Source organism: Bacillus sp. Bwzl_19 (genome assembly GCF_054900515.1).
Genome location: NZ_CM142729.1, coordinates 1,969,786 through 1,995,462 on the forward strand (window position 1 = coordinate 1,969,786; position 25,677 = coordinate 1,995,462).

The 25,677-nt window shown below is 47.5% G+C and carries 27 protein-coding genes; 1 reads left to right on the forward strand and 26 read right to left on the reverse strand.

Going from position 1 to position 25,677, the window contains the following annotated elements; all coding sequences use genetic code 11:
* Positions 1-71: 71 nt before the first annotated feature.
* The 11 genes from dinG to ACW5MY_RS10425 all read right to left on the reverse strand — a co-directional run bounded on the left by dinG (position 72) and on the right by ACW5MY_RS10425 (position 10,887).
* On the reverse strand, positions 72-2,858 hold the full coding sequence (dinG, locus tag ACW5MY_RS10375) for an ATP-dependent DNA helicase DinG (protein ID WP_289393687.1): 2,787 nt from the start codon (positions 2,856-2,858) through the stop codon (positions 72-74).
* A 121-nt stretch (positions 2,859-2,979) separates the two neighbouring features.
* Positions 2,980-3,363 (reverse strand): aspartate 1-decarboxylase, encoded by a 384-nt coding sequence (gene panD, locus ACW5MY_RS10380; protein ID WP_065522871.1) that lies wholly within the window; start codon positions 3,361-3,363, stop codon positions 2,980-2,982.
* A gap of 1 nt (position 3,364) precedes the next feature.
* A complete protein-coding gene (gene panC, locus ACW5MY_RS10385; protein WP_013352655.1) occupies positions 3,365-4,225 on the reverse strand; it encodes a pantoate--beta-alanine ligase in 861 nt (286 codons plus the stop codon).
* Between the two features lie 3 nt (positions 4,226-4,228).
* Complete coding sequence (panB, locus tag ACW5MY_RS10390; RefSeq protein WP_289393688.1) at positions 4,229-5,065, reverse strand: 3-methyl-2-oxobutanoate hydroxymethyltransferase; 837 nt, start codon at positions 5,063-5,065, stop codon at positions 4,229-4,231.
* A 244-nt stretch (positions 5,066-5,309) separates the two neighbouring features.
* The gene (locus tag ACW5MY_RS10395; RefSeq protein WP_193350337.1) at positions 5,310-6,287 is read right to left on the reverse strand and encodes a biotin--[acetyl-CoA-carboxylase] ligase; all 978 of its coding nucleotides are present in this window, start codon (positions 6,285-6,287) and stop codon (positions 5,310-5,312) included.
* Positions 6,272-7,462: a CCA tRNA nucleotidyltransferase gene (locus tag ACW5MY_RS10400; RefSeq protein WP_289394463.1), complete on the reverse strand. Its 1,191-nt coding sequence runs from the start codon at positions 7,460-7,462 to the stop codon at positions 6,272-6,274. The genes ACW5MY_RS10395 and ACW5MY_RS10400 overlap by 16 nt, the downstream gene beginning before the upstream one ends.
* Before the next feature lie 4 nt (positions 7,463-7,466).
* Entirely contained in the window at positions 7,467-8,600 is a 1,134-nt protein-coding gene (bshA, locus tag ACW5MY_RS10405) for an N-acetyl-alpha-D-glucosaminyl L-malate synthase BshA (RefSeq protein WP_014470055.1), read from the reverse strand.
* On the reverse strand, positions 8,597-9,310 hold the full coding sequence (gene bshB1 / locus ACW5MY_RS10410; protein ID WP_013352660.1) for a bacillithiol biosynthesis deacetylase BshB1: 714 nt from the start codon (positions 9,308-9,310) through the stop codon (positions 8,597-8,599). The genes bshA and bshB1 overlap by 4 nt, the downstream gene beginning before the upstream one ends.
* Positions 9,303-9,716, reverse strand: a complete 414-nt coding sequence (gene mgsA / locus ACW5MY_RS10415) for a methylglyoxal synthase (RefSeq protein WP_013352661.1) — start codon at positions 9,714-9,716, stop codon at positions 9,303-9,305. Before mgsA ends, bshB1 begins: the two co-directional genes overlap by 8 nt.
* A 23-nt stretch (positions 9,717-9,739) precedes the next feature.
* A complete protein-coding gene (gene dapB / locus ACW5MY_RS10420; RefSeq protein ID WP_013352662.1) occupies positions 9,740-10,543 on the reverse strand; it encodes a 4-hydroxy-tetrahydrodipicolinate reductase in 804 nt (267 codons plus the stop codon).
* Between the two features lie 8 nt (positions 10,544-10,551).
* A complete protein-coding gene (locus tag ACW5MY_RS10425; RefSeq protein WP_003153495.1) occupies positions 10,552-10,887 on the reverse strand; it encodes a nucleotide pyrophosphohydrolase in 336 nt (111 codons plus the stop codon).
* A gap of 142 nt (positions 10,888-11,029) precedes the next feature.
* Between ACW5MY_RS10425 and ACW5MY_RS10430 the strand changes: the two genes are divergently transcribed.
* A complete protein-coding gene (locus tag ACW5MY_RS10430) occupies positions 11,030-11,902 on the forward strand; it encodes a YitT family protein (RefSeq protein ID WP_013352663.1) in 873 nt (290 codons plus the stop codon).
* 21 nt (positions 11,903-11,923) lie between these two features.
* Here ACW5MY_RS10430 and ACW5MY_RS10435 read toward each other — a convergent pair whose 3' ends face one another.
* The 15 genes from ACW5MY_RS10435 to ACW5MY_RS10505 form a co-directional block, all read right to left on the reverse strand.
* On the reverse strand, positions 11,924-13,099 hold the full coding sequence (locus ACW5MY_RS10435; protein WP_289393690.1) for an oxalate decarboxylase family bicupin: 1,176 nt from the start codon (positions 13,097-13,099) through the stop codon (positions 11,924-11,926).
* A 30-nt stretch (positions 13,100-13,129) separates the two neighbouring features.
* Positions 13,130-13,912, reverse strand: coding sequence for a sporulation protein YpjB (gene ypjB, locus ACW5MY_RS10440; protein WP_013352665.1), 783 nt, complete (start codon positions 13,910-13,912; stop codon positions 13,130-13,132).
* Between the two features lie 68 nt (positions 13,913-13,980).
* Positions 13,981-14,574 (reverse strand): lipoprotein heptaprenylglyceryl N-acetyltransferase LhaT, encoded by a 594-nt coding sequence (gene lhaT, locus ACW5MY_RS10445; protein WP_014470053.1) that lies wholly within the window; start codon positions 14,572-14,574, stop codon positions 13,981-13,983.
* 107 nt (positions 14,575-14,681) lie between these two features.
* Entirely contained in the window at positions 14,682-15,449 is a 768-nt protein-coding gene (locus ACW5MY_RS10450) for a menaquinol-cytochrome c reductase cytochrome b/c subunit (RefSeq protein ID WP_013352667.1), read from the reverse strand.
* A 31-nt stretch (positions 15,450-15,480) separates the two neighbouring features.
* Positions 15,481-16,155, reverse strand: a complete 675-nt coding sequence (qcrB, locus tag ACW5MY_RS10455; protein WP_003153485.1) for a menaquinol-cytochrome c reductase cytochrome b subunit — start codon at positions 16,153-16,155, stop codon at positions 15,481-15,483.
* A 1-nt stretch (position 16,156) separates the two neighbouring features.
* Positions 16,157-16,660: a ubiquinol-cytochrome c reductase iron-sulfur subunit gene (locus tag ACW5MY_RS10460; protein ID WP_013352668.1), complete on the reverse strand. Its 504-nt coding sequence runs from the start codon at positions 16,658-16,660 to the stop codon at positions 16,157-16,159.
* 137 nt (positions 16,661-16,797) lie between these two features.
* Positions 16,798-17,244 carry a DUF2487 family protein gene (locus tag ACW5MY_RS10465; RefSeq protein ID WP_013352669.1) on the reverse strand — a complete coding sequence of 149 codons (447 nt, stop codon included), beginning with the start codon at positions 17,242-17,244 and terminating at the stop codon, positions 16,798-16,800.
* A gap of 54 nt (positions 17,245-17,298) precedes the next feature.
* A complete protein-coding gene (locus ACW5MY_RS10470; RefSeq protein WP_013352670.1) occupies positions 17,299-17,838 on the reverse strand; it encodes a ReoY family proteolytic degradation factor in 540 nt (179 codons plus the stop codon).
* Positions 17,839-17,911: 73 nt separating this feature from the next.
* On the reverse strand, positions 17,912-19,183 hold the full coding sequence (locus ACW5MY_RS10475) for a tetratricopeptide repeat protein (protein WP_014470051.1): 1,272 nt from the start codon (positions 19,181-19,183) through the stop codon (positions 17,912-17,914).
* Between the two features lie 308 nt (positions 19,184-19,491).
* Positions 19,492-20,778 (reverse strand): 3-phosphoshikimate 1-carboxyvinyltransferase, encoded by a 1,287-nt coding sequence (aroA, locus tag ACW5MY_RS10480; protein ID WP_014470050.1) that lies wholly within the window; start codon positions 20,776-20,778, stop codon positions 19,492-19,494.
* Positions 20,779-20,789: 11 nt separating this feature from the next.
* Positions 20,790-21,905 (reverse strand): prephenate dehydrogenase, encoded by a 1,116-nt coding sequence (locus ACW5MY_RS10485; protein WP_038463260.1) that lies wholly within the window; start codon positions 21,903-21,905, stop codon positions 20,790-20,792.
* 51 nt (positions 21,906-21,956) lie between these two features.
* Complete coding sequence (gene hisC, locus ACW5MY_RS10490) at positions 21,957-23,039, reverse strand: histidinol-phosphate transaminase (RefSeq protein ID WP_013352674.1); 1,083 nt, start codon at positions 23,037-23,039, stop codon at positions 21,957-21,959.
* An 11-nt stretch (positions 23,040-23,050) separates the two neighbouring features.
* Positions 23,051-23,848, reverse strand: a complete 798-nt coding sequence (gene trpA, locus ACW5MY_RS10495) for a tryptophan synthase subunit alpha (protein WP_013352675.1) — start codon at positions 23,846-23,848, stop codon at positions 23,051-23,053.
* A complete protein-coding gene (gene trpB / locus ACW5MY_RS10500) occupies positions 23,841-25,043 on the reverse strand; it encodes a tryptophan synthase subunit beta (protein WP_013352676.1) in 1,203 nt (400 codons plus the stop codon). Before trpB ends, trpA begins: the two co-directional genes overlap by 8 nt.
* Complete coding sequence (locus ACW5MY_RS10505) at positions 25,024-25,677, reverse strand: phosphoribosylanthranilate isomerase (RefSeq protein ID WP_013352677.1); 654 nt, start codon at positions 25,675-25,677, stop codon at positions 25,024-25,026. The genes trpB and ACW5MY_RS10505 overlap by 20 nt, the downstream gene beginning before the upstream one ends.

Sequence of the window (25,677 nt, forward strand, 5' to 3'; positions counted from 1 at the left end):
CGGCATGAACCCGCTTTTACTATATAAACAATTCCTCATCCCACACCACGAAAGCCGCGTTTATGCGGCTTTTATTCCGTTTGGCTGACGTAATCTGCGAGTTCGTCATCCGTCAGTTCCAAAAGGGATGACGTCGGGAGCGCTTCAAGAAACAGCCGTCCGTACCCAGCCGTCTTGACACGCTGATCTAACAGAACGATCGTTCCTTTGTCTCCCGCCGTACGGAGCAGGCGCCCGATTCCCTGTCTGAACGTTAATACGGCCTCAGGCAGAGAAATGGTCTGAAACGGGTTTTTCCCCTGCTTCTTAGCGTATTCGCATTTTGCGGCATGAAGCGGGTTATCAGGCGCCCGGAAAGGAAGCCTTGCGATCATGACGGTTGACAATTCATCTCCCGGAAAATCAACGCCTTCCCAGAAATGATTCGTCCCGAGCAAAATCGCCCGGCTGGCCGTTTTAAAGGTTTTCATTAATTTACCGGGACTCCCGCCCGAGATGCCTTGGCCAAGAAGCTGAATGCCTGAGATCTCCATACTGAGTTTCAATTCCTGATACACTTTTTTCAGCATATCATGAGATGTAAACAGGATAAGGATCTTCGGCTGTTTTCCCTTTGACATGATTTCTGCATACTTAGCAATATGCTCAATGACTTCCCGCTCTCCGTCATATTTGACGGATTTCATTTCTTTCGGAATGATGACGTTCATCTGATCATCATAAGAAAAAGGAGACGGGATGCTTTTGGTGCGCGGATAAAAGTCCGAAAGTCCCAGCCTTTCAATCATAAATTGAAAAGACTGCTCCACCATTAAGGTCGCTGATGTGAGCACAACGCTTTTTTTGCGGGCGAAAAACTGGTCCGCCAGCATTTCACCGGGCTCCAGGGGCTGTGCATAGATGCTGACGGCGTTTTTTGCGCCTTTCGCATCAATTTCAACCCAAACGGCCTCTTTCTCATCATTTTCAAACAGCAGCCGGCTGAACGTATCACGGTATTCTCTCAGCCCTCTGATACACTTTACATATTCGGCCGCTAAAAAAGCCGCTCCGCTTTTCATCTCATCAAGCTTTTGATGTAACATTTTCTCCTGTACGGAAAACAAGTCGAGCAGCTGATCAAGCATCGCACAAAGCCGCTCCGCTCCGTCCGTTATCATGAAAAGCCCTTTATCCTGGCTTTTATGATTCAGACTATAGACGAGACGGTTCAGATCGTCTTTAGGTTTTCTTCGTTTGACAAAAGAATGCACTGAACTGAAAAATGCGTCGCTTTCAGATTGAATATGCTTCATCCACTCATCGGCGTCAAAAAAACTTTCCGCCGGCAAATCATACGTATAAAACAGTTTTGTCATCCGCTTTAACAGCCCGTGTTCCTTCAACGTTCCGATTCGGCTGAGCTTTGTGTGCAACCCGATGTATGAAGCTCTGCGTCCTAAATGCTCGCTGGCGGCGCGTTCGAAATGATGCGCTTCATCAATGATGACCGTTCCGCTTGCAGGCAGTTTTTTTGTTTCACTGCTTTGATCTGAAAACAGCAAAGCATGGTTTGTGATAATCAGATCTGCGGCCTGCGCTTTTTCTTTAGCCCGTTCATAAAATCCGGCGGCCGATTCCTTCCCTTTTTTCAAAAAAGAATCCTCATCATAAGACATGCGCTCCCACAGCAACCTCCCGCCCGAAGGAAGATTCAGCTCAGCTGAGTCGCCCGTTTCAGTCTCCGTCAGCCAGATGAGAAGCTGCGCTTTTGTCAGAACCGCATCATAATTGTCATCTTCCTCATGCAGAATATGTTCAAACTTGCGCAAGCACAGATAATGCGATTTTCCTTTTAGAATAGCAGCCTGAACCGGCCAAGGAAACATACGCTCCAAAAGCGGAAGATCTTTAGACATGATCTGCTGCTGCAAAAGAGTAGAGTACGTACTGATAATGACAGGAGTTTGTTCCGCTTTGGCAAATAAAACAGCCGGAACGAGATAACCGATCGTTTTTCCGATGCCGGTCGCCGCTTCAATAAGCGCATGCTCCCGATTGCGGAAGGCACCAAGCACTTCATCCATCATCGAAAGCTGCCCTTTCCGCTTTTCATAACGGGGGATGATGTCAGATAAGAGCCGTTCTTTTTCTTCGTTCCATTTTTCAAGGTCAATGGCAGCGTTCACCGGCCGGGATGCCGGGATTTGCTCGGGCTCTTTAATTGAAAAAGAGGCATATGGAATGCAGCTCTCTTCTGCCGCCGGCCTGTTTTCATGAATAAAAGAATCCAAAAGCAGCGTCAAATCACTGATAAAATGCTGTGAAAGCCTTCTAAGCTGCTTTAACGTCGGCAAAGGCAGATGTTTCAGTTTATGTAAAATGTCTAAAAAGATCAGCCCCGTAACCTCCGCATCACTGTCTGCGCGGTGAGGCCGGTCATGAACAATATTCAGCTCCGCGCACAATTCACCGAGCTTATACCCTTCAAATCCCGGGAAAACAATACGCGAGAGCTCAACCGTATCAAGCACTTCGCAATCCGTCAGCTCATAACCCGCTTCGCTCAGTTCATGCCGGACAAATCCGAGGTCGAAATGAATATTGTGCGCAACAAAATACGCGCCGTCAAGCAGATGAAAAATCTCTTCTGCGACCGCTTCAAACGGCAGTTCATTTTCAACCATACCGGTTGAAATTCCGGTCAGCTGTTCAATAAACGGCGGGATGTCCTGATTCGGATTGATATATTTTGAAAACCGCTCAGTTATTTGTCCATTTTCAATGACAACCGCTGCGATTTGAATGATTTTATCGCCCTTTTTCGGCGAATTTCCTGTTGTTTCGACATCTATGACAACGAACCGTTGCTTGTTCATTAAAATGGACACCTCAATTCTTGCATACGAGAAAAGTGTAACACGTTTTGTTGAGAAATGGAGCGGAAAAACAGCTTTTGCCCCTAAATCTTAAAAGAAAACCCCCATGAAGGGGGCTCTTTTACAAAATCGTGTGCGCCGGCTCCTGGCCCAGCATCTGCTCGATTTTATTCTGATCATCAAGCACCGCCACCTTCGGCTGATGGGTTTGTGCTTCCTGATCAGACATCATTTGATAAGAAATAATAATAACTTTATCTCCCTCTTGGACGAGACGGGCGGCGGCTCCGTTTAAACAGATGACGCCGCTCCCCCGTTTACCGGGAATAATATACGTTTCAAGTCTCGCTCCGTTATTATTATTCACAATTTGAACTTTTTCATTAACGAGCATTCCGACGGCATCCAAAAGGTCTTCGTCAATCGTAATGCTGCCGACATAGTTTAAATTGGCTTCTGTCACGGTAGCGCGGTGCAGTTTTCCGGCCATCATAGTACGGTACATATTATGATCTCTCCCATTCATCAATATCAATAATGATATTATCAATCAGTCTTGCTTTAGAAAATTGAACGGCACAGGCCAGAATGATCTTCCCGTTTAACGTTTCAAGCGGAGTCAGCTCCGGATAAGCGTACAATTCGGCATAATCAATGACGCCGCTTGTGTTTTCGATGATGCCGGTGACGGCTTTTATGACGTTTTCCGGGTTTCTTTCACCGTCTCTGATCAGCTCGGCGCCTTGTTGCAGCGCTTTATAGATCATCGGCGCTTCTTTTCGTTCCTGCTCAGTCAGATAGACGTTGCGAGAGCTTTTAGCAAGCCCGTCTTCTTCTCTGACCGTGTCCACCGCAACCAATTCGATATCCATAAAGAAATCCTCAATCAATCCGTCCACAACCGCCGCCTGCTGGGCATCTTTCAGGCCGAAGTAGGCGCGGGTCGGTTTGACGAGATTAAAAAACTTCGTCAGCACAGTAGCCACTCCGTCAAAATGGCCGATGCGGGAGGCGCCGCATAACACGTCAGTTCTTCTTTTTACATGCACGGCAACATTTTGCTCACCCTTATACATGTCACTGGCAGACGGCGTAAACAATACATCTGCCCCCGCCTGTTCCGCAAGCCGGGCATCGCGGTTTAAATCACGCGGATATGCTTCAAAATCCTCGCCCGGTCCGAATTGAGTCGGATTGACAAAGATGCTCATCACGACAATATCGTTTTCTTTGGTCGCTTTTTCAACCAGCGTCAGATGCCCTTCATGAAGAAAACCCATCGTCGGGACGAATCCGATCGTCCGGCCTTCTGAGCGGTATTGTGCAATCAGTTCTTTCAGCTGTTGAATTTCTGTCACTTGTTTCATCGCTTACTTTCCTCCGCCGTACAAGCCTTGCAGCACAGTTTGATTCAGCTGAAAGGAGTGCTTTTCTTCCGGGAAAACCCGTTCTTTCACGTCACGGACGTAACCGCTGAGCGCGGACTCAATCGTCCCGTCGATTTTGGCGTATTGCTTCACGAACTTCGGTGTTCTCTCCACGCCGTGGCCGACGACGTCATGGTAAACAAGGACTTGGCCGTCCGCTTTTGAACCGGCTCCGATTCCAATAACGGGAATGGATACTTCTTCTTTTATTTTAGCTGTCAGTTCAGCAGGCACACATTCAAGGACCAGCATCATCGCTCCCGCCTGTTCGCATTTGATGCTGTCTTCAATGAGCTTTTTCGCGCTTTGCTCATCTTTTCCCTGTACCTTATATCCGCCTAATACTCCGACAGACTGCGGTGTAAGCCCTAAATGGCTGACAACAGGAATGCCGCCGAGAGTCAGCGCGCGGATGGATTCAAAAACGCCGTCTCCGCCTTCAAGCTTTAACGCGTCAGCGCCGCTTTCCTGAATAATGGCCGCGGCGTTTTTCAATGTATCCTCTTTTGAAAGGTGGTAAGACATAAACGGCATATCAGTTACGACAAACGTATTTTTCGCACCGCGTTTGACCGCTTTTGTATGATGAATCATGTCACTGACCGTTACGCCGACAGTTGAATCGAGCCCGAGCACGACCATTCCGAGCGAATCCCCGACTAAAATCATGTCGACTCCAGCCTGTTCCGCGAGCTTGGCCTGCGGATAATCGTAAGCGGTCAGCATCACGATCGGCTCTCCGTTTTCCTTCATTTTCATAAAATCCAGTTTTGTTTTCATTCTGATTCTCCTCCTCTAAACGGTGAGGAGATGAGCCGCCAATTCTTTGCAAGCAAAAAAGCCTTCTGTAAAATAAGAAGGATTCCCACTTGTTTAACGTTCGGCGAATGTCATCCCTCTGTCCCAGTCCTTTTTTGGATCAAGGCAGACTTTTCGTAGTCTCTGTTCTGCTGATCAGGTGCAGTTCATTATGATACTGCCCATAGGAAGTATACCAAATTCGCAAGACTTGTACCAACTAAGATTAATTGAGCTCAATATCAGCAGAATATATTTTCTTTATGCCGTCTTTCGTTTCCAAGAGAAGAACTCCTTCATCATCAATGCCGAGCGATTTTCCGTAAAACGTCCCTTGCAGCGTTCTCGCTCTGAGCTCGTTCCCCAGTCCGACCGCGTAGCTTTCCCATAACAGCTTGATCGGTGTAAAGCCGTGCTTCAAATAATCTTGATAGCGTTTTTCAAAAGTCTGCAGAATCTCTTGTATCAGACCCGCTCTGTCAATTTTTTCGCCGGCCTCCAGGCTGAGACTTGTCGCTATTTCCTGAAGCTCGCCGGGAAAATCGGTTTCCTGCTGGTTCACGTTGATACCGATCCCGAGAATAACCGAACGGACACGGTCTTCTTCCGCCTGAAGCTCAGTTAAAATCCCGACGGCTTTTTTACCGTGAATCATTAAGTCATTCGGCCATTTAATGGCGGGCTGTACACCGGTAAAGGCCTCAATAGCCTGTACGACCGCAACGGCAGATAACAGGGTAAGCTGCGGCGTTTTTTGCAACGGAACGTCCGGTCTCAGGATGAGGCTCATCCATATCCCGTTTCCTTCCTGTGAATGCCACACTCTGGACATTCTTCCTCTGCCTGCCGTTTGTTTATCGGCGACTACGAGCGTCCCTTCCGGCGCGCCGTCATTGGCAAGTTCATGGGCCGTTTTTTGGGTGGACGGCAGGACGTCCCGGTAATACAGCTGTTTGCCCAAAACCTCTGTTTTCAGGCCGAAACGGATTTCGGACTCACTGAGTTTTCCCGGCTTTTTGATGAGCCTGTATCCTTTCCGCCTGACCGCCTCAACCTCATAGCCCTCTTTGCGGAGCTCTTCTATATGTTTCCAAACGGCAGTTCTCGAACAGCCGAGCGCGTCACTTATTTTCTGCCCGGAGATAAAGCCGTCACCCGCCTCAGAAAATAAATCAATTAATTGGGTTCTTAATGTTGATCCCATGATGCGAGCCACTCCTTTATGTCATGTTTTCGGTTGGGGAGCTTTCCTGCTAATACCGCTTCTTCAATCCGGCGCAGTTCTTCGGCCACCCATTTACCTGCGCGGCGGTTTCTGAGCTCCATCAGATCAGCGCCTGAAATGTCGAGGTCACGGAGACTTTTGATCGGCAGCTGCTCATAGAGTCTCTGAACCTCTTTCAGCTTTTGTTCATCAATCGTCTTATGCTTTTTCAGCATTCCGATTTTAACAGCTGAAAACAGCGCCTCTCCCGCGCGGTACATCGCTTCTGCTTCCAGCTGCGCCGGATACACGCTTATGATCCGCACCGCTCCTTTTATGACTTTTCCCGGCAGTTTCCATTGTTTTAAAAACGGCTCGGCGTTTTTCGGACTAAGACCGAGAAATAATAACAGCGCTGCCCAGCGTTCTTCGCGCGCATCCAAGGAAGAAAACGAAAATTCACTTGCTTCGAGCATTTGCTGCTCATAACCGGAAAGACCGGGCAGCTGCTGTATCAGTCCCGTCTGCACCATCGTTTGAATCGCTTCATTTGAGGATGTGCCAAGGAGAAGCTTTTCAAACTCGACGGTCTTTCGTTCTACTGATACGTGCGCCAAAAGCTCCCTGTCTTTTATGACGGCCTTTTTTGTTTTTTCCTCTAACACAAAGCCGAGCTGGCTCATAAAACGGACGGCTCTCATCATCCGCAGAGCGTCTTCCCGAAAACGGTCTTCAGGGTTTCCCACCGTACGGATCAGCTTTTTCCCGATATCGTGAGCGCCTCCGAAATAATCAAGCAGCTCTCCTTCGGCAGACATCGCCATCGCATTAATCGTTAAGTCTCTCCGCTTTAAGTCTTCTGATAAAGAAGTAATGAACCGTACAGCTTCAGGGCGCCGATAATCCTTATATTCTGATTCGGCACGGAAGGTGGTAACTTCATAGGTTTCATCTTTCCATAAGACAATTACGGTGCCGTGTTCCTTTCCTACATCGACGGTCCGCTCAAAGAGGCGCTCCACCTCATTCGGCGAAGCGCTGGTCGCGATGTCCACATCACCTATTTTTCGTTTCATATAGCTGTCTCTGACGGCTCCCCCGACAAAGTACGCCTGATGGCCAGCCTTCATCAGATGGTGAAGAATGGGGAGGGCTTTGACAAATTCCTGTTCCATAAAATCACTCCGGTCCTGCCAATTCGTCATAAATCCGTTCATATTGACTGACGATTCTTTGCGAAGAAAAGGCGGTCTCCACCATTTTGAGCGCATGGTCAGTCAAACGTTTGCTGAGCTGTTTGTCTTCTAAAATCGCAAGCGCTTTTTCAGAAGCCGCCTGAATATCGCCGACTTCCACCAGAAAACCGCTTACTTGATCTTTAATCACTTCCGGTATCCCGCCGATATTAGTTCCGATGCACGGCACGCCGCAGGCCATCGCCTCAAGGAGAACGAGTCCGAAACTTTCTTTTTCAGACAGAAGAAGCTTAAGGTCGCTGATGGAATACAGCTCTTCCACCCTGTCCTGATTTCCTAGGAGCAGCACTTGATCCTGCAGACCGTATTTCTCGACAAGCTGCCAAGCGACGCACTTTTCCGGTCCATCGCCGACAAGCAGAAGCTTTGCCTTTGTTTTAGCTGCAATATTACGGAAAACACGGATGACATCCTTCACGCGTTTTACCTTCCTGAAGTTTGAAACATGAATGACGACTTTCTCATCCGGCAAAATACCGTGTTTCTCTTTTATACTCTCTGTATTTTTCTTAAGATAAACACGTTCATCAATAAAGTTGTAAATGGTCTCAATTTTTTTATTCGGCTTAATTAAGTCATATGTTTCACCGGCAAGCGCGGTTGATACCGCCGTCACTCTATCGGACGATTCGATGGCAAAACGGATTAAATCTTTTAGTGACGGATCATATCCTAAAACGGTGATGTCCGTACCGTGAAGCGTCGTAACGATCCCGATGTCGCGCTTGAGCATCTGTTTGGCGAGATAAGCGCATACCGCATGCGGCAGCGCGTAGTGCGCGTGGATGATATCAAGGTTTTCCCTTGCGGCAACCTCGGCGATTTTGCTCGCCAGCGAAAGGTCATACGGCGGATATTTAAATACCGCGTATTGGTTGACCTCCACTTCATGAAAATGAATATTCGGATGATATGTATTTAATCTGAACGGGATGCTTGATGTAATGAAATGAACCTGGTGCCCTTTTTCCGCAAGCAGCTTGCCGAGTTCCGTCGCAATAATACCCGAGCCTCCGACACTCGGGTAGCATGTAATCCCTATTTTTAATGGTCTCATTGTCCGCCCCCAAAAACATCATCATTCAAAACGGGAAGCTGTTTTGAAAAGAAACCTTCGGCGTACCCCGTCCCGGCTTCTTTGCCATACAGTCTTTCCCGCGCTTCCACCATTTCGATATAACCGTTTGTCAGCGGTGTGTTCACTGACTGCGCCGTAGAAATAAACTGGCTTTGATAGGCATTCAGGCTTTCCTTTTTCAGATCGATGGTTTCCGTTATGTCGATTACAAAGTCCGGACGGTGAAATCCATTGATCATATAATAGTATACTTTCTGAGCTTTGTGAGCCGGAAGTTGCTGATGGTCTTTGTATTTATGAATTCCCGCTGAGAACACCGCCTCTTCGACCAATGCCGCAGCATTGCCGTGGTCTGGGTGGCGGTCTTTCGGATAAGGCATGAAAACGGCTTTCGGCCGGCAGGCTCTGATGACACTGACAATCCTGCAAATGGCATCTTCACTTTTCAAAAGCCCGCGGTCGGGAAGCGTAAGCTGGATTCTCTCTTTTACGCCGAGAATTCGGGCCGCCTCCGCCGCTTCTTCTTTTCTTATACTTACCGTCCCGTTAGATGATAATTCAGCCTCGGTCAGGTCGCATATCACCGCGGTTTTTCCTTGTGCCGTAAATTTTGCGATCGTGCCGCCCATACCGATCTCGACATCATCGCTATGAGCGCCGAACGCAAGAATATCAACGTGTTCAGGCATTCGGCTCTCCTCCGCGCACAAGATTGCGGAAATCAAACGCCCCGCCGTCCAGCGTACGGACGAGGATTTCCGCTGTTCCCATATTTGTGGCGAGCGGGATCGCGTATACGTCACACAGCCGGATCAGCGCCGAGACATCCGGTTCATGAGGCTGCGCAGTTAACGGGTCGCGCAGAAAAATGACGAGATCCAAGGCATTTGCCGCAATTAATGCGCCGATTTGCTGATCTCCGCCGAGCGGGCCGGATTGAAAACGTTCAATGGACAATCCGGTCGCTTCCTGGATTTTCAAGCCTGTCGTACCCGTCGCGTATAACTCATGATGGCTCAATATATCTTTATATGCGGTCGTAAACTGAACCATATCCTGCTTTTTTTTATCGTGAGCAATTAAAGCGATTTTCATTTGATGTTCTCCCCCTTGCCGATTCAGTCGATAATATTTTCGAGTCCGTATACAAGCTGGTCGATTTTCATCACTTGCTCTACTGACAGCTTCACTCCTGACATAAAGGAAGCCCGGTTATAGGAGTCGTGGCGCAGCTTCAGCGTCTGGCCGTCCATGCCGAACATGACTTCCTGATGGGCGATAAGGCCCGGGAGACGCACACTGTGAAGGCGGATTCCGTTTAATTCGGCACCGCGGGCGCCTGGCAGAATTTCTTTTTCATCTGGATGACCCTGCTGCTTTTCTGAACGGACATTTGAGATCATTTCCGCAGTTTTCAGCGCCGTTCCGCTCGGTGCATCCAGTTTTTGATCATGATGGAGCTCAATGATCTCTACATCTTCAAAATAGTTGGCGGCCATTTGTGAGAATTTCATCATCAGCACCGCGCCTAACGCAAAATTCGGGGCGATGATAGCGCCGATCCCTTTTTCTTCGGTGAGAGCGTGAAGTTCCTGTAAATCCGCTTCAGAAAATCCAGTCGTTCCCACAACAGGGCGAACGCCGTGTTCAAGAGCGGCTTTCGTATGTTTTTTGCCGATTTCAGGCGTTGTCAAATCGATCAGCACATCCGGTTTTGTTTCCTGGAAACATGCGCGGATATCCGTATAGATAAGAGCGTCTGAATCAGCTGACATCACTTCCCGCAATGTTTGCTGATCGTATGTATGGTCAATGGCGCCGACAAGCTCAAAATGAGGCGTGCGGACAGCAAGTTTTACGGCCTCCTGGCCCATTCTGCCTCTCGGTCCGGCAATGACGACTTTAATGGTTTCATTTGACATGGTTTCTCCTACTTTCCTTCTTCTTTTCTCGTCCAGCGGTCTTTATCCCGTGTATTAAATTTATGCATCACGCGGTTATGAGCTTCCTCCAATGAAATATCAAGGGAGTTGGCGAGGCAGATCAGGACGAACAGCACGTCGCCCATTTCCTCTTCCATGCTTTTCTCATTTTCCGTCGTTTTCTTCGGCTTTTCCCCATAGTAATGGTTGACTTCTCTTGCGAGTTCGCCCAGTTCTTCGGTGAGACGGGCCATCATGGCAAGCGGGCTGAAATAGCCTTCTTTGAATTGGCCGATATATTCATCGACCTCAGCTTGTAAGTCTTTCATCGTTTTGTCACTCACTGTGCGAATACCTCCTGTCATCTCTTCCATGTTAGCTAATTCAAGTACATTTGACAAATGTTAAAAACGGCAGTTTGCTGTTTTCTTTTGTATCCACTATAATATTTACGCAATCTAATGGAAGGAAAAGGGGTTTGATGCAATGCTTGGAGAAATCAGAATCAAAAATATTTGCTTTATTTTAATCGGCGCCGCTGTTTTTTCATTCGGACTGGTTCACTTTAATATGCAGAACAATTTGGCGGAAGGCGGATTTACCGGCATTACGCTGCTCTTATATGCGTTATTCCACATCAGCCCTTCTATTTCCAACCTGGTATTAAACATTCCTATCTTTTTCATCGGCTGGCGCATGCTCGGCCGGACGATGTTTGTCTATACCCTGATCGGCACCGTCTCTCTTTCCGTTTTTCTGAGTATTTTTCAGCGTTACGAAATTCATATGCCGCTGTCGCATGATTTAGCTCTGGCGGCCTTGTTCGCGGGTGTATTTATCGGCGCGGGTCTCGGCATTATTTTTAAATACGGAGGCACGACGGGCGGAGTCGATATCATCGCCAGGCTGATCAATAAATTTTTCGGCATCCCGATGGGCCGGACGATGTTTGCCTTTGATGCCTGCGTCATTCTGCTTTCTTTGTTTACGTATCTTTCTTACAAGGAAGCGATGTACACGCTTGTAGCCGTTTTTGTCGCTGCGAGATTGATTGATTTTATACAGGAAGGCGGTTATGCGGCAAAAGGCGCAACGATTATTTCTTCGAAGAACGATTTGATCCAGCAAAAGATCATTGAAGAGATGGAGCGCGGCGTCACCGTTTTAAAAGGACAAGGATCATATACAAAGGAAGACAGAGACGTTCTTTACTGCGTCGTTCCGAAAAACGAAATTGTGCTTTTGAAAAGCGTCATTACTTCTGTTGACCCGCATGCTTTTGTTGCTGTAAGCGATGTCCATGATGTGCTCGGCGAAGGATTTACGCTTGATGAAAATAAAAATCCGATCAGACGATAATAAAAAGGCGGCTCTTGCCGCCTACTCCTCGTGTTTCCATTTGACAACCGGTGATTTTTTCTTTCTCAACCGGCGGGCGAATGCCGGGCTGACATTGAGCGTCTGCTCGACAAAGCGCTGCGGCGTCAGCGCCAGCCATTGGTTTAAGGAGATGTCCTCGAAACGGTCGCTTTTGAAAATTTCCAGAAAGCGAAGCACGGTGTCACCGGTATTCTGGACATAATGACCCATCGCAAAAGGAACATATCCTACGTCACCCGCTTGATAGTTAAATGTCCGCGCTCTTCCCTCCGCCGCAAACACCGTCATTTTTGCTTCTTCTGAAAGATAATACTGCCACTCGTCCGTATTCGGATGCCAATGCAATTCCCTCATGCCTCCGGGCTCGACTTCCACAAGAGCGGCGGCAATCGTTTTTGACACCTTAAACGTTTTTGAATCGACGATCTTTACTTTTCCTCCGCTGGTAACAAGAGGTTCCTGCAGTGAAAGCTTGTAGCTGAACGGTTCCAAAACGGTGCCTTCCGGGGAAGAAACTGCTGCCTGTTCAATAGGGGGAGGCGGTTCCAGCTGGAACATGTAACGCTCTTTTGCAGGGATGTAAGCCAAATCATATCCCGAAACACCGAAATTCGCCTGCAGCACGCTGCGCGGAGTATGAGCAAACCAGTCCGTTACTGAAAAGGTGCTGTTCTCTGAAAAAGAGCCGTCATCAAAGACAAGCAAAAACTCACTGCCCTGCTCCATTCCTTGAATGGAGTGAGGAATGCCCGAAGGAAAGTACCACAGATCGCCCTCACTGACGTTATCAATAAAATTCCGCCCATTTTGGTCGACCGCGGTTAAACGGACTTCTCCGCTTATCACATATCCCCATTCGGCTTCTTTATGCCAATGAAGCTCCCGCACCGCTCCCGGTTTCAGTCTCATGTTCACCGCCGCGATGTTTTTGGACACCGGCAGTTCTCTGACCGTCACCTCTCTTGACCATCCGCCGTCTTCAAGCCTCATATGCGTATCAGAAAAAGAGAATTTTAAGTTTTGAACCGTTCCTGCATCCGTTGAGGGCGGAACGAGCATGTCAGGATTCTGGAAGTCACGAGCGAGGTTTCGCGGTCCTTCATCAGTCGCCCCTTTTCTGCCTCTGATCGGCTGCGGGAGGTGTTTTGAAGCCAATTGCTGGATGAGTTTTTTCACCTTCTTTAGCTCCTTTACAGCAATTTGTGTTTATTTAGACTTAGGATATTCACGCTTTTTCTCTTTCTTTTTTTCCGCTCTGTATTTTCGGTAGCCGACATATGTCAGCGCAGTAATAATGATACCGCCTGTTGTCAGAATGACCCAGAGCAGCGAAGGATCAGCGTCATCCCGTTCTACCTTGTCAAATACCTTTTTTAAATCCTTCTGGAGAAGCGTCAGCCGTTCAAGCTTTGTTCCTTTTGTCATCTGCTGAAACCCTTCCTGCTCAATCACCTCGATATGTTTCGCCACCGTATCAAGCTGGCCGGCCGACACATCCATTGTCAGGCTGGGATAAATTAAATCATATAATGATATAAATTCATTCCACTTTTCATTGAAATTCTCACTTCCGTTCCCGCTGACATCTTCTTTTAAGGCGCTGAATGTAGCCATAATCGGTCGTTCAAGCGAACCCCACAGCGGATCGGAGTGATCTTCCATCGCATCCATTACCAGCCTGAACTGGGCGGCTGCCCGTATTTTTTCGGTATTTGAGGCATCTGCCTGTTTCAAGACCCGCACTAAATCATTGTAGCCCAGAGTCACCTGCCTGACTTCGGCGCCGGTCAGTGAGTTTACGTGTGTCATTTTTTTCTTAAAGTAGCCAAGCACTTGCAGGGCCTCATCATACTGCGAATGCCGCGTCATTTGGAAAACGGTATCCGAAAGGTCGTTCAGTTCCTTGAGACCCCCCTCACCTTCAGCTTTGGCAGTTGTGATGAAACACATAAGAGCAAGCAAAAGACAGATCGTCAGCTTTCGTTTCATAGAGGTCCCTCCCACTCCTTCTCTTTTACAGAATATGAGGAGCGGGACAAGGTTAGACCAAGATTCTATCAGTGTAAGTCAAGCTTTATCCGCCTTTTGGAAATCACCAAAAAGTATGCAAGACCGAGAGAACAAATGCTCAGCCAGAATGTGGCATAGCCGATCTCTTGCATATAGGCACTAAGCATTGAGTAGCGGGGCATCATGCCGAAAAGATAATCAATGACGTCATTATGAAGCGTCCAAACAGCGGCAAGGATGAGATGCCATAACCGGAACCGAAAATACGGGCTGTATAAAACGCCTTGAACGGCCATGGCGAAATGTGAAGCAATCAGCATGTACCCTTCCCAAGGCATCTGGCCCATTTTGATCAGCACAAAGATATTCATTCCGACCGCCCACAGCCCGTATTTCACAAGGGTTACAAGCGCAAGCGCTTCAAACAGCGGCGCGTTTCTTCCGATGAGAAATGCCAAAAGCACAAACAGGAAGAAAAACGTCGCCGTCGGGCTGTCAGGCACAAACACCAGAAAACGCAGCGGCGTGTCCGCAAGCTGCGGCAAATACCAATAATAGCCGTATACCGTACCGATAAAATTAACTGCAAGAGCAAGCAGAAGCATGCCGCGCCGCCCTAAAAGATAAGAAATCCACCTCATACCATCAACTCTCAGTCCTTAAAAGATATGTATCATACAAAAAAAGCTGACATCTGGTCAGCTCTTTTCATAAAAGTATATCCTGCTATTGTCTGCTTCACAATACGTTATTTCGATGTTGTTTCAGAAATGAACTTCGCCAGCTGATCAAGCTGTTTGTCATTCCCTTTAAAAACACCGGCAGGCATCTGCCCTTTTCCTTTGACGGCGATCTTTTTTATTTCTTCCGGGCTCAGCCCGTTATCTATCAGAGACGGACCGGCGCCTCCGCCTTGAAGATTATCCCCGTGACAGGATATACAGCCTTGTTCTTTAAATACTTTATAACCGTCTGATTCTGTATCAATAGCGGCTTCTTTTTTAATTTTCCCTTGCTCCTCCGCCTTCGCCCAGTCATGCGTCGCGACTGACTGCCACGTTAAAAAGATCGTAGCGCAAAGCGCCAAAAGCATCATGCCGACCGCAACCGGACGCTTCCACGGCCTTCTTTCAGAACCCCGGTCGAGAAACGGAGCCAAAAGCAGCGACCCGAAAGCAAGCCCCGGTATTATCATCGCGCCGATTACGGTGTAGCTCCCTGCGGCATATTCATATTTTAAAAGCTGGTATAAAAATAGAAAATACCAATCCGGCAGCGGAATATACCCCGTATCCGTCGGGTCCGCAACCCGTTCCAAAGGCGGCTCGTGCACAATCGTTAAAACGAGAAATCCGACGAGGAAAACGGCTCCGACCATCCATTCTTTCAGCAGGAAGTTCGGCCAAAACGCCTCCGTCTTTCCCGGATACTCTGAATAGTCTTTCGGTATATTCGGTTTTTTTTCAGCCGGTATCCTTGAATCTCCTACAAACTTCATTCCTTTCCCCCGATGCATGTCATCCCCTCCCTTTTATATCAGATCTGTATTAAAGCGGTCCTGAAATTCCCTGCTTGCGGATCATGACAAAGTGGGCGCCCATGAGCGCAAACAAAGCGGCAGGGAGAAAAAACACGTGAATCGCAAAGAATCTCGTCAGTGTTTGGGCCCCGACAATATCGTGGTGGCCGGCAAGAAGGGTTTTCACCTGCGCTCCGATCAATGGCGTCGCTTCCGCAATCTGAAGGCCTACCTTTGTCGCAAACAGCGCCTTCATATCCCACGGAAGCAGGTACCCTGTAAAACCGAGACCGAGCATCACAAAGAAGATTAGAACACCGACGATCCAGTTCAATTCCCGAGGCTTTTTATAGGCTCCCTGAAAGAAAACCCGCAGTGTATGTAAAAACATCATTACGATAACTAAACTTGCGCCCCAATGATGCATTCCTCTTACAATCTGTCCGAAAGCGACTTCATTCTGCAAATAATACACAGATTCCCACGCGTTTTTAATATCCGGCACATAATACATGGTTAAGAACATCCCGGACAGCACTTGGATAACGGTTACAAAAAACGTCAATCCGCCGAAACAATAGACAAAAGCTGAGAAATGGTGAGCTGGATTCACATGTTCCGGCACTTCATGGTCAGCGATATCCCGCCACATCGGCGTAATATCGAGACGTTCATCCACCCAGTCATATATTTTGTTCAGCATGTCACCCTTCCCCCCTAGGCTTTGCTTTTCCAAGATACAAAAAGCCGTCCTTTACTTTATGCTCATAACGGTCAAGAGGCGCGAGCGGCGGCGTGCCCGGAACGTTCGTGCCGTCTTTTTCATACAGCCCGTAATGGCAGGGACAAAAGAATTTGTTCGGATTTTTAGGATCATTGTTCCAGTTTACGGTGCAGCCTAAATGTTTGCAGATAGGCGAAAGCGCTATAATTTCATCCCCATGCTTGTAGACCCAGGCTGATCTGGATTCTTCCGATTTGTGCCAGGCGTCGACTTGATGAATTTTAAAGTCAAAACGCTTCGGCTCCTTCGTCAGCTCATCCACGCTGACAACCTGCACCATTTTTTGATTTCCCGTCGGTTTTAATACCGGGTCCAGCGCAAAACGGACCATAGGCATAAGCGCACTGGCGGCCATAAATCCCCCCACGCCGGTGAGCGCATAGTTTAAAAATTGCCTTCTTGATATATCTTGTTTTCCGCCCATCTCTTCCCCCCCTAAAGATTGACCAAAAATTAACTAAAATAGAAAATAATTCTGAGATTTGACACCCTCATAATATATGAATCTTTCAGCAAGGTCAACAGAGGCAAAACGGCTGTTTTGCGGGATGTGCGGAGTTTTTAAGAATTGTTCCACTTCTGTAACAAAACGTTCAAAATTTCTCCGCACTTGTCATCCGCTATTTTTCTCTTTAAAGAGTCTTTCATATGTTCAAACGGAACGGCAGGTATGCAGATGACATCAGAGCCTATTTCAGAGTCCTTCCATTTTTCGTCTGCCGTCAGAAACAAGGCGTGCCGGAAATTGATCATCACCTCTTCTTTGAGTTTTTGAAGCAGGGCGATCTGTAATTGATCTATATCAACATATGTATAAGAGGGGAATAAATATACCCGTCCCTTCAATTGGCGCTCAAGCTCTTCAGAAAGCAATTGGGTGCTTTCCCCCTGCTCAACGGCTTCTTTTAAGCCTCCTGAAGATGATATGGAAATTAACGGAATGATAGCGGTATCAATGTAATCTACAGATTGTAAATAGACCTCGGCATCAGCGGCCCTCCATCTCATGTCTGGTTCCTCCTCTTTACGCAACAAGCCTTGCATATTCTGCAAGGCTGTCATTTATGTGAGCTGATTCAACTGGCGGGAAAGCTTTTCAAATGTTTCTTTGTCGTGGCGGTCCAGCGCCTCGTCGATATCTCTAAGCAGCTTTTCCCGCTGGAAAGTGGAAATGGCGTGTTCTAATATTTTTTCAGCCATCCCCTGATCCTGTTTATTTTCAAACAGGTCTTTCGGCAGATGCGGATTTGATTCAAGAACAGCAGCATATTCAGGCGAGCTGTAAGCCGAACGGAAATTCAGCTGGATAAATAAATCCTGCTGTTTATTCAGCCGGATGTCGTGAAAAGATTTTTCCGCGTCCGTGGTCATGACATTTTCTTTGTAAAACCTAAACGGCACCTCATCAACGCAATGAGTAGACATGATGATGCCTCTCGGGCAAAATTCGGCTTGTTCTACAAAATGGACTTTTTCCATTAATGTATCATGACTCATTAAATAATTTAAAATCCAGACGCACTCCCGGCGTTTAAGCTGATAATGATTTAAAAACCAACGGATAAAATCCTTTTTTTCATTGACAGAAACAGGGGTCTGCATGTAATTCCCTCCTCTATCGATCGTATAATCTGACATCACTTATACATTCAGCAAGCATGGTCCAAAATCCTGCTTATCTCAAAAATTCATCCTCTATCCGTAAGATTGTTTCTTCAAGCTCTTCGTTTGTTCCATCCATTGAAAGCACTTGTTTTAAAAGCGGCAGCGCTTCTTTCTGAAGGCCTTCTTCCAATAAGAAGTGAGCGTATTCATACAAGAAGTCCCGATCCTCCTGATAATGGAGATACGCAGCTTCGAAGCTTTTTTTCGCTTCCGCATACTGCTCGAGACCCGTATAGGCACTTGCCAAATACCAATTGTATTTCGGATCTTCCTCTCCGTAACCGCGGACTTCCTGAATCAGATCAATAATCTCTTCAAAGCTTTCTTCTTTATGATAGACGGCTAAAAGCGTATGGAGCGCTTCCACATAACCCGGATCGAGCGCCAGCGCTTCCTGAAGAAGCTTTTTGCCTTCGTCTTCGTTCCCGAGCTTTAACGCCATTTTCCCCGCATAGAGAAAAAGCTCTTTATTGTATTCATCGTAAGTAATACCTTCTTTAGCGGTTTTTAATGCATCCTCATACATGCCTTCTGCTTCGAAGCTTTTTGCAAGCGGCATATAAAGCGATGAATAAGAAGGATCAAGCCCTTTTAAATCAGACAGCTGCTTGATGGCGGTTTTGAGCATTCCCGCCTGATAGGCTGTGAACCCGTATCCGAAAATCGTATTCGGTTCTGTATGTTCTGCAGCCGCTTTTTCATACCATGAAAGCGCTTCTTCAAATTCCCCCGCCGCGCTCAATGACTCAGCCAGCCTCTGATGAACATTTACGCCGCCGATTTCGTTCCGCTCTTTTGCCGTCTCTTCGTAATACGGAACGGCTTTCGCGTATGCTCCCTGTGTGAAGTATAATTCCCCCAGAGCGAAATCAATAACAGGCTCATCTTTTAACATCGCTTTCGCCTGTAACAGCTTTTGCTCACTTACTTCGAATAAGCCCTGCATCTGATACAGATCAGCCATTAAAAGAAGGCTTTCCGCGTAAGACGGGTCTTCCGGAGAAATCGTCTCCAGCACCTCGAGAGCTTTTTCTTCTTCATCAATATCTATTAACAATTCGGCGTAAAAATTCGTCAGCTCAGACTCCTCAGGATAAAGGTCATGCAGATCACTGATCAGCGTTAACGCTTTTTCTGCGTTTCCCCATTCATAGTAGAGCTGGGCTGCAATGGCTTTGTCTTCGTCATGAAGCTGTGTTTCAGCTTTTGAAAGCGCTTTGAGTCCCTTTTCGGTTTCACCTGCTTCAACTAATTTTATGGCTTCTTGAATCAATGTATTCAAATCAGACCGGTCCTTTCTTTTCCTATACCTCATCAACCAATGAAAAGGGTTTTTATTCGGGTTATTCTTATCATAATTCAGACAGGAGCTGCCCGCAAATAAGATGCTTCACCCGGCATTATAGTTTATCAAAAAATTGTTAAGAGGAAAACGACAAAAAAGGGGACGGCATCTTTATACGCAAACAGCGCGATTGATTCCGGCTGTTTCTGTAACGAAAACGCATCCCCCCTTCCTTTTCGTTTAAGACAAGCTATGTCAAAGCCCAAGACTTTATGACACATGAAGAAAAACCCGAAGAATCATCTTCAGGCTTTTTTGGATAATTGATCTAAATGCTCAAAAAATGTCGGATATGAAACGCGGATCGCATCTGTATCATGGATCTCAATCGGCTCTTCCGTCAGACATGAAGCGATACCGAGCATCATGCCGATGCGGTGGTCGCCGTGGCTTGATACACCCGCGCCGCCAGCAAGCGTTTTTTTGCCGTGTATTTTCATGCCGTCTTCAGTCGCTTCAATGTCTGCGCCGATTTTCCGGAGCTCTGATACGACGGTATCGATCCGATTCGTTTCCTTCACTTTCAGCTCTGCCGCGTCTTTAATGACAGTTGTGCCTTCAGCCTGCGTGGCCAAAAGAGCGATAATCGGAATCTCGTCAATTAAACGGGGAATGATTTCTCCGCCGATTTCTGCCGCTTTCAAAGCTGAAGTTTCGATAACCAGATCACCGTAAGGCTCCGCGCTGTCCGCTTTTGACAGAATCACTTCAAGTGAAGCCCCCATTTGCTTTAAGACATCAATAATTCCCGTGCGTGTCGGGTTCAGGCCGACATTTTTCAGCACAATCCGGCTTCCGGGAACGACAGCGCCTGCCGCAAGGAAAAAGGCCGCTGAAGAAATATCGCCGGGCACGAAAATATCAGCTGCCCGAAGCTTCTGACCGCCCGTTACAGAAGCGCTCGTCTCTGTTTCCGCAAGCTCAGCGCCAAAAGCATTCAGCATCCGTTCTGTATGGTCTCTTGATTTATGGGGCTCTGTCACTGTCGTCGTTCCTTCTGCCTGCAATCCGGCAAGCAGCACGGCAGATTTGATCTGCGCGCTTGCGACGGGGGAAACGTAATCAATGCCTTTTAATTGTCCGCCTCTTACGGATAATGGCGTAAATTCTCCGTCCGCTCTTCCGTCAATCACGGCTCCCATCTGTTTTAAAGGCTCCGTTACCCTCTTCATCGGGCGCTTTGCAATACTTTCGTCGCCCGCTACCGTACTGTGAAATGGGCGTCCGGCTAAAATGCCTAGCATCAGGCGGATGGTCGTGCCGGAATTTCCGACATCAAGAAGGCTGTCAGGCTCACAAAGTGCGTCAATGCCGTTCCCGTGTATCGTTACATCACTTCCGTTCTGTTCAATGGAGACACCCATTTTTCTGAAGCAGGCAATGGTGCTCAGGCAATCGGCTCCGGGCAAAAAGTTTTTTACCGTAGTGGTTCCTTCTGCAAGCGCTCCGAACATAACAGAACGGTGGGAGATGGATTTATCTCCCGGAATATGAATTTCACCGTTTAAAGACGTCACTTTTTCTCTTTTCAATGTTCTCCACCTCAGTCAGCGTAAAATGTTTCATATTTGGCGCGGGATTGAATGCAGGTTTCCGCCCGCTTGCGGTCATCATCAGTCTGGAAACTGATTCTCAGAATTCCGTTAATATCTTCTCTTGTTTCGATAATGCGGATGTTGGTGATACTGATTTTTTCATCAGCCAAAATCGCCGTAATTTCCGAAATGACCCCCGGATGATCGGGAACATCGACATAAAGGTCATAAAAGGACGGGATCGCCCCTTTTTGACGGAGCGGCAGGCCGTCGCGATAATCCTTCGCTTTTTTAAAGTAACCGAACAGGTTGTCCGCATCTTCATTTTCTACATAAGATTCAATCGTGTCAATCTCCCGTTTCCATTCTTTGAAGCGGTCAAGCAGTTTATCTTTGTTATGAAGGAGTATGTCCCTCCACATCGCCGGACTGCTTGAGGCTATCCTTGTGATGTCCCGAAAACCGCCGGCTGCAAAACGCTGCAAAAACGGATAATCTTCTTCAGATTGGTGAGCCTGATGTACGAGGCTTGCGGCAACGATATGAGGGAAATGGCTGATGACGCTCGTTACGCCGTCATGCTCCTCGGGAGTCATCTCCACAAAGTGGGCGTTTGCCGCTTTCAGAAGTTCCTTCAAATGCGATACTGACTCTTTAGAAGTTGATTTTCCCGGTGTTAAAATGTAAAACGCGTTTTCGAATAAAAATTCTTTCGCGGCAGCAGCCCCGGATTTATGAGACCCCGCCATCGGATGGCCGCCGACAAATTGATAGTGAGCCGGTAGCACTTTGTCAGCATAGCTGACGACTTTCTGCTTTGTGCTCCCCACATCTGTAATCAAGAGTTCATGGGTAATGCCCGATGCGGCAAGCATATCAAGCATTTTCAGCGTTTGCGCGACAGGCGTGGCGATAATGACAACTGACGCCTGCTGCGCCCCTTCCGTAAATGAGCCGGCCCGTTCGTCAATAATCCCGAGCTTCAGCGCGGCAGTAAGCTGTTCTTCCGAAATATCTACACCGATAATCCGTTTATGCGGATGCTCTTTTTTAATGGCCAATGCAATCGACCCGCCGATCAGCCCGATTCCCGCAAGCAATATTGTGTCCTTCATTTCACTCATTTCCTTTTTCATCTAGTTTAATAGAGTAAAGAGGTGACGCTTGATCACCTCTTATAATATTTCAGCTAAAATTGTCAGAATTTCCTCATTCTGCTCTTTCGTACCAACCGTAATCCTCAGTGCAGCAGGAAATCCGAGCGCCTGTCCTGAGCGGACGATATACCCTTTTTCCAGCAGGGCTTGGAACAGTTCATCCGCAGGGCGGTTAAATTCAATGAGCACAAAGTTTGTTTGTGAAGGATAACAAGTTAAACCATGGGTTTCGGCAAAATCATAATACTGCTTAAGACCCGCTGTATTTTTTTTGACACATTCCTTAATAAACGACTGGTCGTCAAGCGCAGCCAGTGCCGAAGCCTGGCCGATTCTGCTCGTATTGAACGGCTCTCTCGCCGGTTCAATCTGGCGGATCAGCGCTTCATTCGCAATACCGTAACCGACGCGAAGCGCGGCAAGTCCGTATGCTTTAGAAAATGTGCGGAGGATCATGATATTCGGATATTGCTTTAAAAGCGGAATACTTTCAGGGTAATCTTCCGCTGTGACATACTCGTAGTACGCTTCATCAAGTACAACGAGAATATGCTCGGGAACTCTGTCTAAAAAGGCAATTAACTCTTGTTCAGAAGTATACGTCCCCGTCGGATTATTCGGATTACATACCCATATGACTTTCGTCTTGCTGTCAATGGCTTCAAGCATCCGGTCCAAATCATGAGCGCCGTCACTGCGGAGCGGCACCTCGCGCACTTCAGCGCCTTCAATCACCGCATTGTGTCTGTATTGCGGGAAAGTCGGAGCAGCGGTAATCGTGTTTGCCTGATCATTTAATAAAGAACGGCAGATAATCTGCACAAGCTCATCAGAGCCGTTTCCGAAAATGATCGAAGATTCACTGACCTGCAGATGTTCACTGAGCCGCGTTCTCAAAGCGGCACTGTAACCGTCGGGATACAGCGCAAGCTGCTCAATCTCCTGATGCAGCGCATCTTTAGCGGCCTGTGAACAGCCGAACGGATTTTCGTTAGATGCGAGCTTTACTACTTTCTCAAGCCCGTACTCCATTTTCACTTCTTCTATTGGTTTGCCCGGCTGATACGGTTTCAGCTGCCGCAGCTGTTCTTTAATCTGCAAATCCAGTCACCTCATTTTACACTGTACAGTTGTCCGAACGTCTTTGCGTATTCCTCAAATTCAAGAAGCGCATCGGCTCTTGTGCCGGAATTCACAAGCTTTGTTTTAAGCTCTTCAACCTTTCTGACAAGCGCGCTTCCGACAACGACACCATCTGATATTTCATTCATCTCGTCAACCTGTTTGCGGCTTGAAATGCCAAAACCGACCGCAACCGGAACCGAGCTGAATTCTTTCACTTTACGGATGAAAGAGTATACAGACGGATCGAATTCGCTGCGTACGCCCGTCACTCCTAAAGAAGATACACAATACACAAAGCCGCCGGCCTGTTCAGTAATTATTTTCAAACGGTTTTCACTTGTCGGCGCGACCAGCGAGATATAAGCGATGTTCTCCTTTTTGCATGTCTTTTGCAAAAGGGCGCTTTCCTCTAACGGAAGATCCGGTACAAGCAGACCGTCTATGTCGTTTTCCCGCAGTAAAGCGAAAAAGCATTCTTTTTCTAATTGTAACACAGGATTATAATACGTAAAGAGGATAATTGGAATATGAACGCCGTTTTTTTTCATTTTGCCGCCAAGTTCAATGGCTTTTACGATATTCATTCCGTTTTCCAGAGCCCGTTTTGAAGCCCGCTGTATGACGGGGCCATCCGCGAGCGGATCTGTGTAGGGGACGCCGATTTCAAGAGCTGAAGCGCCTGCATTCTGCAAAGATTTTGCCAGTTCAACAGAAATTTCAGGAAGCGGATCGCCCGCCGTAATAAAAGGGATAAATAATTTTTCAGAGTCATGCAGATTAAACATGTGTCTTCACCCCGTTTTCCAAAACATTCATCAGCGTATGAACATCTTTATCTCCTCTTCCCGACAGACTGACGAGAATGATTTTGTCTTTATCCATGTCTTTCGCCATTTCAAATGCTTTTGCCAAGGCGTGTGCAGATTCAATAGCCGGAAGAATGCCTTCTGTTTCAGAAAGCAGACGCAACGCGGCAATCGCTTCTTCGTCTGTCACACTTTCATATGTTACACGGCCGCTTTTATGCAGATAGGCATGCTCAGGCCCGATCCCCGGGTAATCGAGGCCTGCTGAAATGGAATACGGTTCGATAATCTGTCCGTATGCATCTTGTATTAAATAGGTCATTGAGCCGTGAATCACCCCGAGCGTCCCTTTTGCTATCGTCGCCGCATGCAGAGGCGTATCAATTCCTTTTCCGGCCGCCTCGACGCCGATCAGCTCAGTATCTTCGTCTAAAAAGGCCTGAAATATGCCCATCGCATTGCTTCCGCCGCCGACACATGCAACAACCTTGTCCGGGAGCGTCCCTTCGACCCTGAGGAGCTGTTCTTTCGCTTCCTCGCCGATGATTTTCTGAAACTCGCGCACAATGTACGGATACGGGTGCGGACCTACGACAGAACCGATCAGGTAAAAATGGTCTTCACAATGCTGAACCCAATATCTGATCGCTTCATTCGTCGCATCTTTCAGTGTGCCGTTGCCGCTAGAGACCGGCACGACCTCCGCGCCGAGCAGTTTCATTCGGAATACGTTCAGCGACTGGCGCGCAACGTCCTCTTCACCCATAAAAACCGTACACTCAAAACCGAATTTTGCGGCGGCTGTCGCGGCTGCAACGCCGTGCTGCCCCGCACCGGTTTCGGCGATGATTTTCGTTTTGCCCATCTTTTTGGCAAGCAGAATCTGTCCTAACGCGTTGTTGATTTTATGAGAACCGGTATGGTTTAAATCTTCCCTTTTCAAATAGATTTTCGCCCCGCCCAAATCATCCGACACCCTGTCTGCAAACGTCAATGCAGTCGGTCTTCCGGAGTAATCAAACAATAGTTTTTTATATTCTGCATGAAATACGGGATCATTCTTTAATTCTTTGAAAGCCGTTTCGATTTCTTCGAGAGGCCGCATCAATGTTTCAGGGACAAATTTGCCTCCGAATTCGCCGTATCTTCCGATTTCATTTGGATATGGATACATAATGGTTCATCCTTTCTTCTAAAAGCCGGATCAGTGTTTGATCCTTTTGTCCGTTTTTTTCAATCCCGCTGGCAAGATCTATACCGCACGGGCCCGACTTGAGTAAATCAGTAATCGTTTCAGGATTAACGCCGCCCGCGATAAAACAGCGCTTGTTTGCATTTTGAGCCCGCTTCCGGTACAAGGGGACACGGGTCCATGAAAACGCGATTCCCGTGCCGCCTCTCATTCCTTTCACTGAAGAATCAATGACATAGCCGTCGACGGCGGGTGCAAATTGATCCATCTGACGGAGCGTCCCTTCCCCGTGACGGAGCGCTTTCCATATCTCCGAGCGCACAAGCGGACGGAGACGGAGGGCATCCTCAGGCGATTCATCACCGTGCAGCTGGATGACGTCAAGGGACAATTCAGAAGCGATTTGCGCAATGTTTTCTATCGTTTCATTTACAAATACTCCGACATGTTTCTTATCTGTCCGGATTTCCTGTTTCCATTTCCGTACTTCATACGGCGTGACCTTCCGTTTGCTTGCGGCAAAAATGAATCCCAAATAATCCGCTTCTGAGGCTGCCGCAAGCTCATAATCACGCTTTGAGCAGATGCCGCAGTACTTTATTTCAGGCTTTTTCAT

Bases quoted from the DNA above. Each gene is read 5' to 3' on its own strand.
- ypjB (WP_013352665.1), bottom strand. From the start codon at position 13,912: ATGAAACGAAAGCTGACGATCTGTCTTTTGCTTGCTCTTATGTGTTTC.
- panB (WP_289393688.1), bottom strand. From the start codon at position 5,065: ATGAAAACAAAACTGGATTTTATGAAAATGAAGGAAAACGGAGAGCCG.
- lhaT (WP_014470053.1), bottom strand. From the start codon at position 14,574: ATGAGGTGGATTTCTTATCTTTTAGGGCGGCGCGGCATGCTTCTGCTT.
- bshB1 (WP_013352660.1), bottom strand. From the start codon at position 9,310: ATGCCTGAACACGTTGATATTCTTGCGTTCGGCGCTCATAGCGATGAT.
- ACW5MY_RS10430 (WP_013352663.1), top strand. From the start codon at position 11,030: ATGCTTGGAGAAATCAGAATCAAAAATATTTGCTTTATTTTAATCGGC.
- dinG (WP_289393687.1), bottom strand. From the start codon at position 2,858: ATGAACAAGCAACGGTTCGTTGTCATAGATGTCGAAACAACAGGAAAT.
- mgsA (WP_013352661.1), bottom strand. From the start codon at position 9,716: ATGAAAATCGCTTTAATTGCTCACGATAAAAAAAAGCAGGATATGGTT.
- ACW5MY_RS10395 (WP_193350337.1), bottom strand. From the start codon at position 6,287: ATGGGATCAACATTAAGAACCCAATTAATTGATTTATTTTCTGAGGCG.
- trpB (WP_013352676.1), bottom strand. From the start codon at position 25,043: ATGTATCCATATCCAAATGAAATCGGAAGATACGGCGAATTCGGAGGC.
- panC (WP_013352655.1), bottom strand. From the start codon at position 4,225: ATGAAACAAGTGACAGAAATTCAACAGCTGAAAGAACTGATTGCACAA.
- dapB (WP_013352662.1), bottom strand. From the start codon at position 10,543: ATGTCAAATGAAACCATTAAAGTCGTCATTGCCGGACCGAGAGGCAGA.
- ACW5MY_RS10465 (WP_013352669.1), bottom strand. From the start codon at position 17,244: ATGAGATGGAGGGCCGCTGATGCCGAGGTCTATTTACAATCTGTAGAT.
- ACW5MY_RS10485 (WP_038463260.1), bottom strand. From the start codon at position 21,905: ATGAGTGAAATGAAGGACACAATATTGCTTGCGGGAATCGGGCTGATC.
- ACW5MY_RS10470 (WP_013352670.1), bottom strand. From the start codon at position 17,838: ATGCAGACCCCTGTTTCTGTCAATGAAAAAAAGGATTTTATCCGTTGG.
- qcrB (WP_003153485.1), bottom strand. From the start codon at position 16,155: ATGCTGAACAAAATATATGACTGGGTGGATGAACGTCTCGATATTACG.
- ACW5MY_RS10450 (WP_013352667.1), bottom strand. From the start codon at position 15,449: ATGCATCGGGGGAAAGGAATGAAGTTTGTAGGAGATTCAAGGATACCG.
- ACW5MY_RS10400 (WP_289394463.1), bottom strand. From the start codon at position 7,462: ATGGAACAGGAATTTGTCAAAGCCCTCCCCATTCTTCACCATCTGATG.
- ACW5MY_RS10505 (WP_013352677.1), bottom strand. From the start codon at position 25,677: ATGAAAAAGCCTGAAATAAAGTACTGCGGCATCTGCTCAAAGCGTGAT.
- trpA (WP_013352675.1), bottom strand. From the start codon at position 23,848: ATGTTTAATCTGCATGACTCTGAAAAATTATTTATCCCTTTTATTACG.
- ACW5MY_RS10460 (WP_013352668.1), bottom strand. From the start codon at position 16,660: ATGGGCGGAAAACAAGATATATCAAGAAGGCAATTTTTAAACTATGCG.
- bshA (WP_014470055.1), bottom strand. From the start codon at position 8,600: ATGAGACCATTAAAAATAGGGATTACATGCTACCCGAGTGTCGGAGGC.
- panD (WP_065522871.1), bottom strand. From the start codon at position 3,363: ATGTACCGTACTATGATGGCCGGAAAACTGCACCGCGCTACCGTGACA.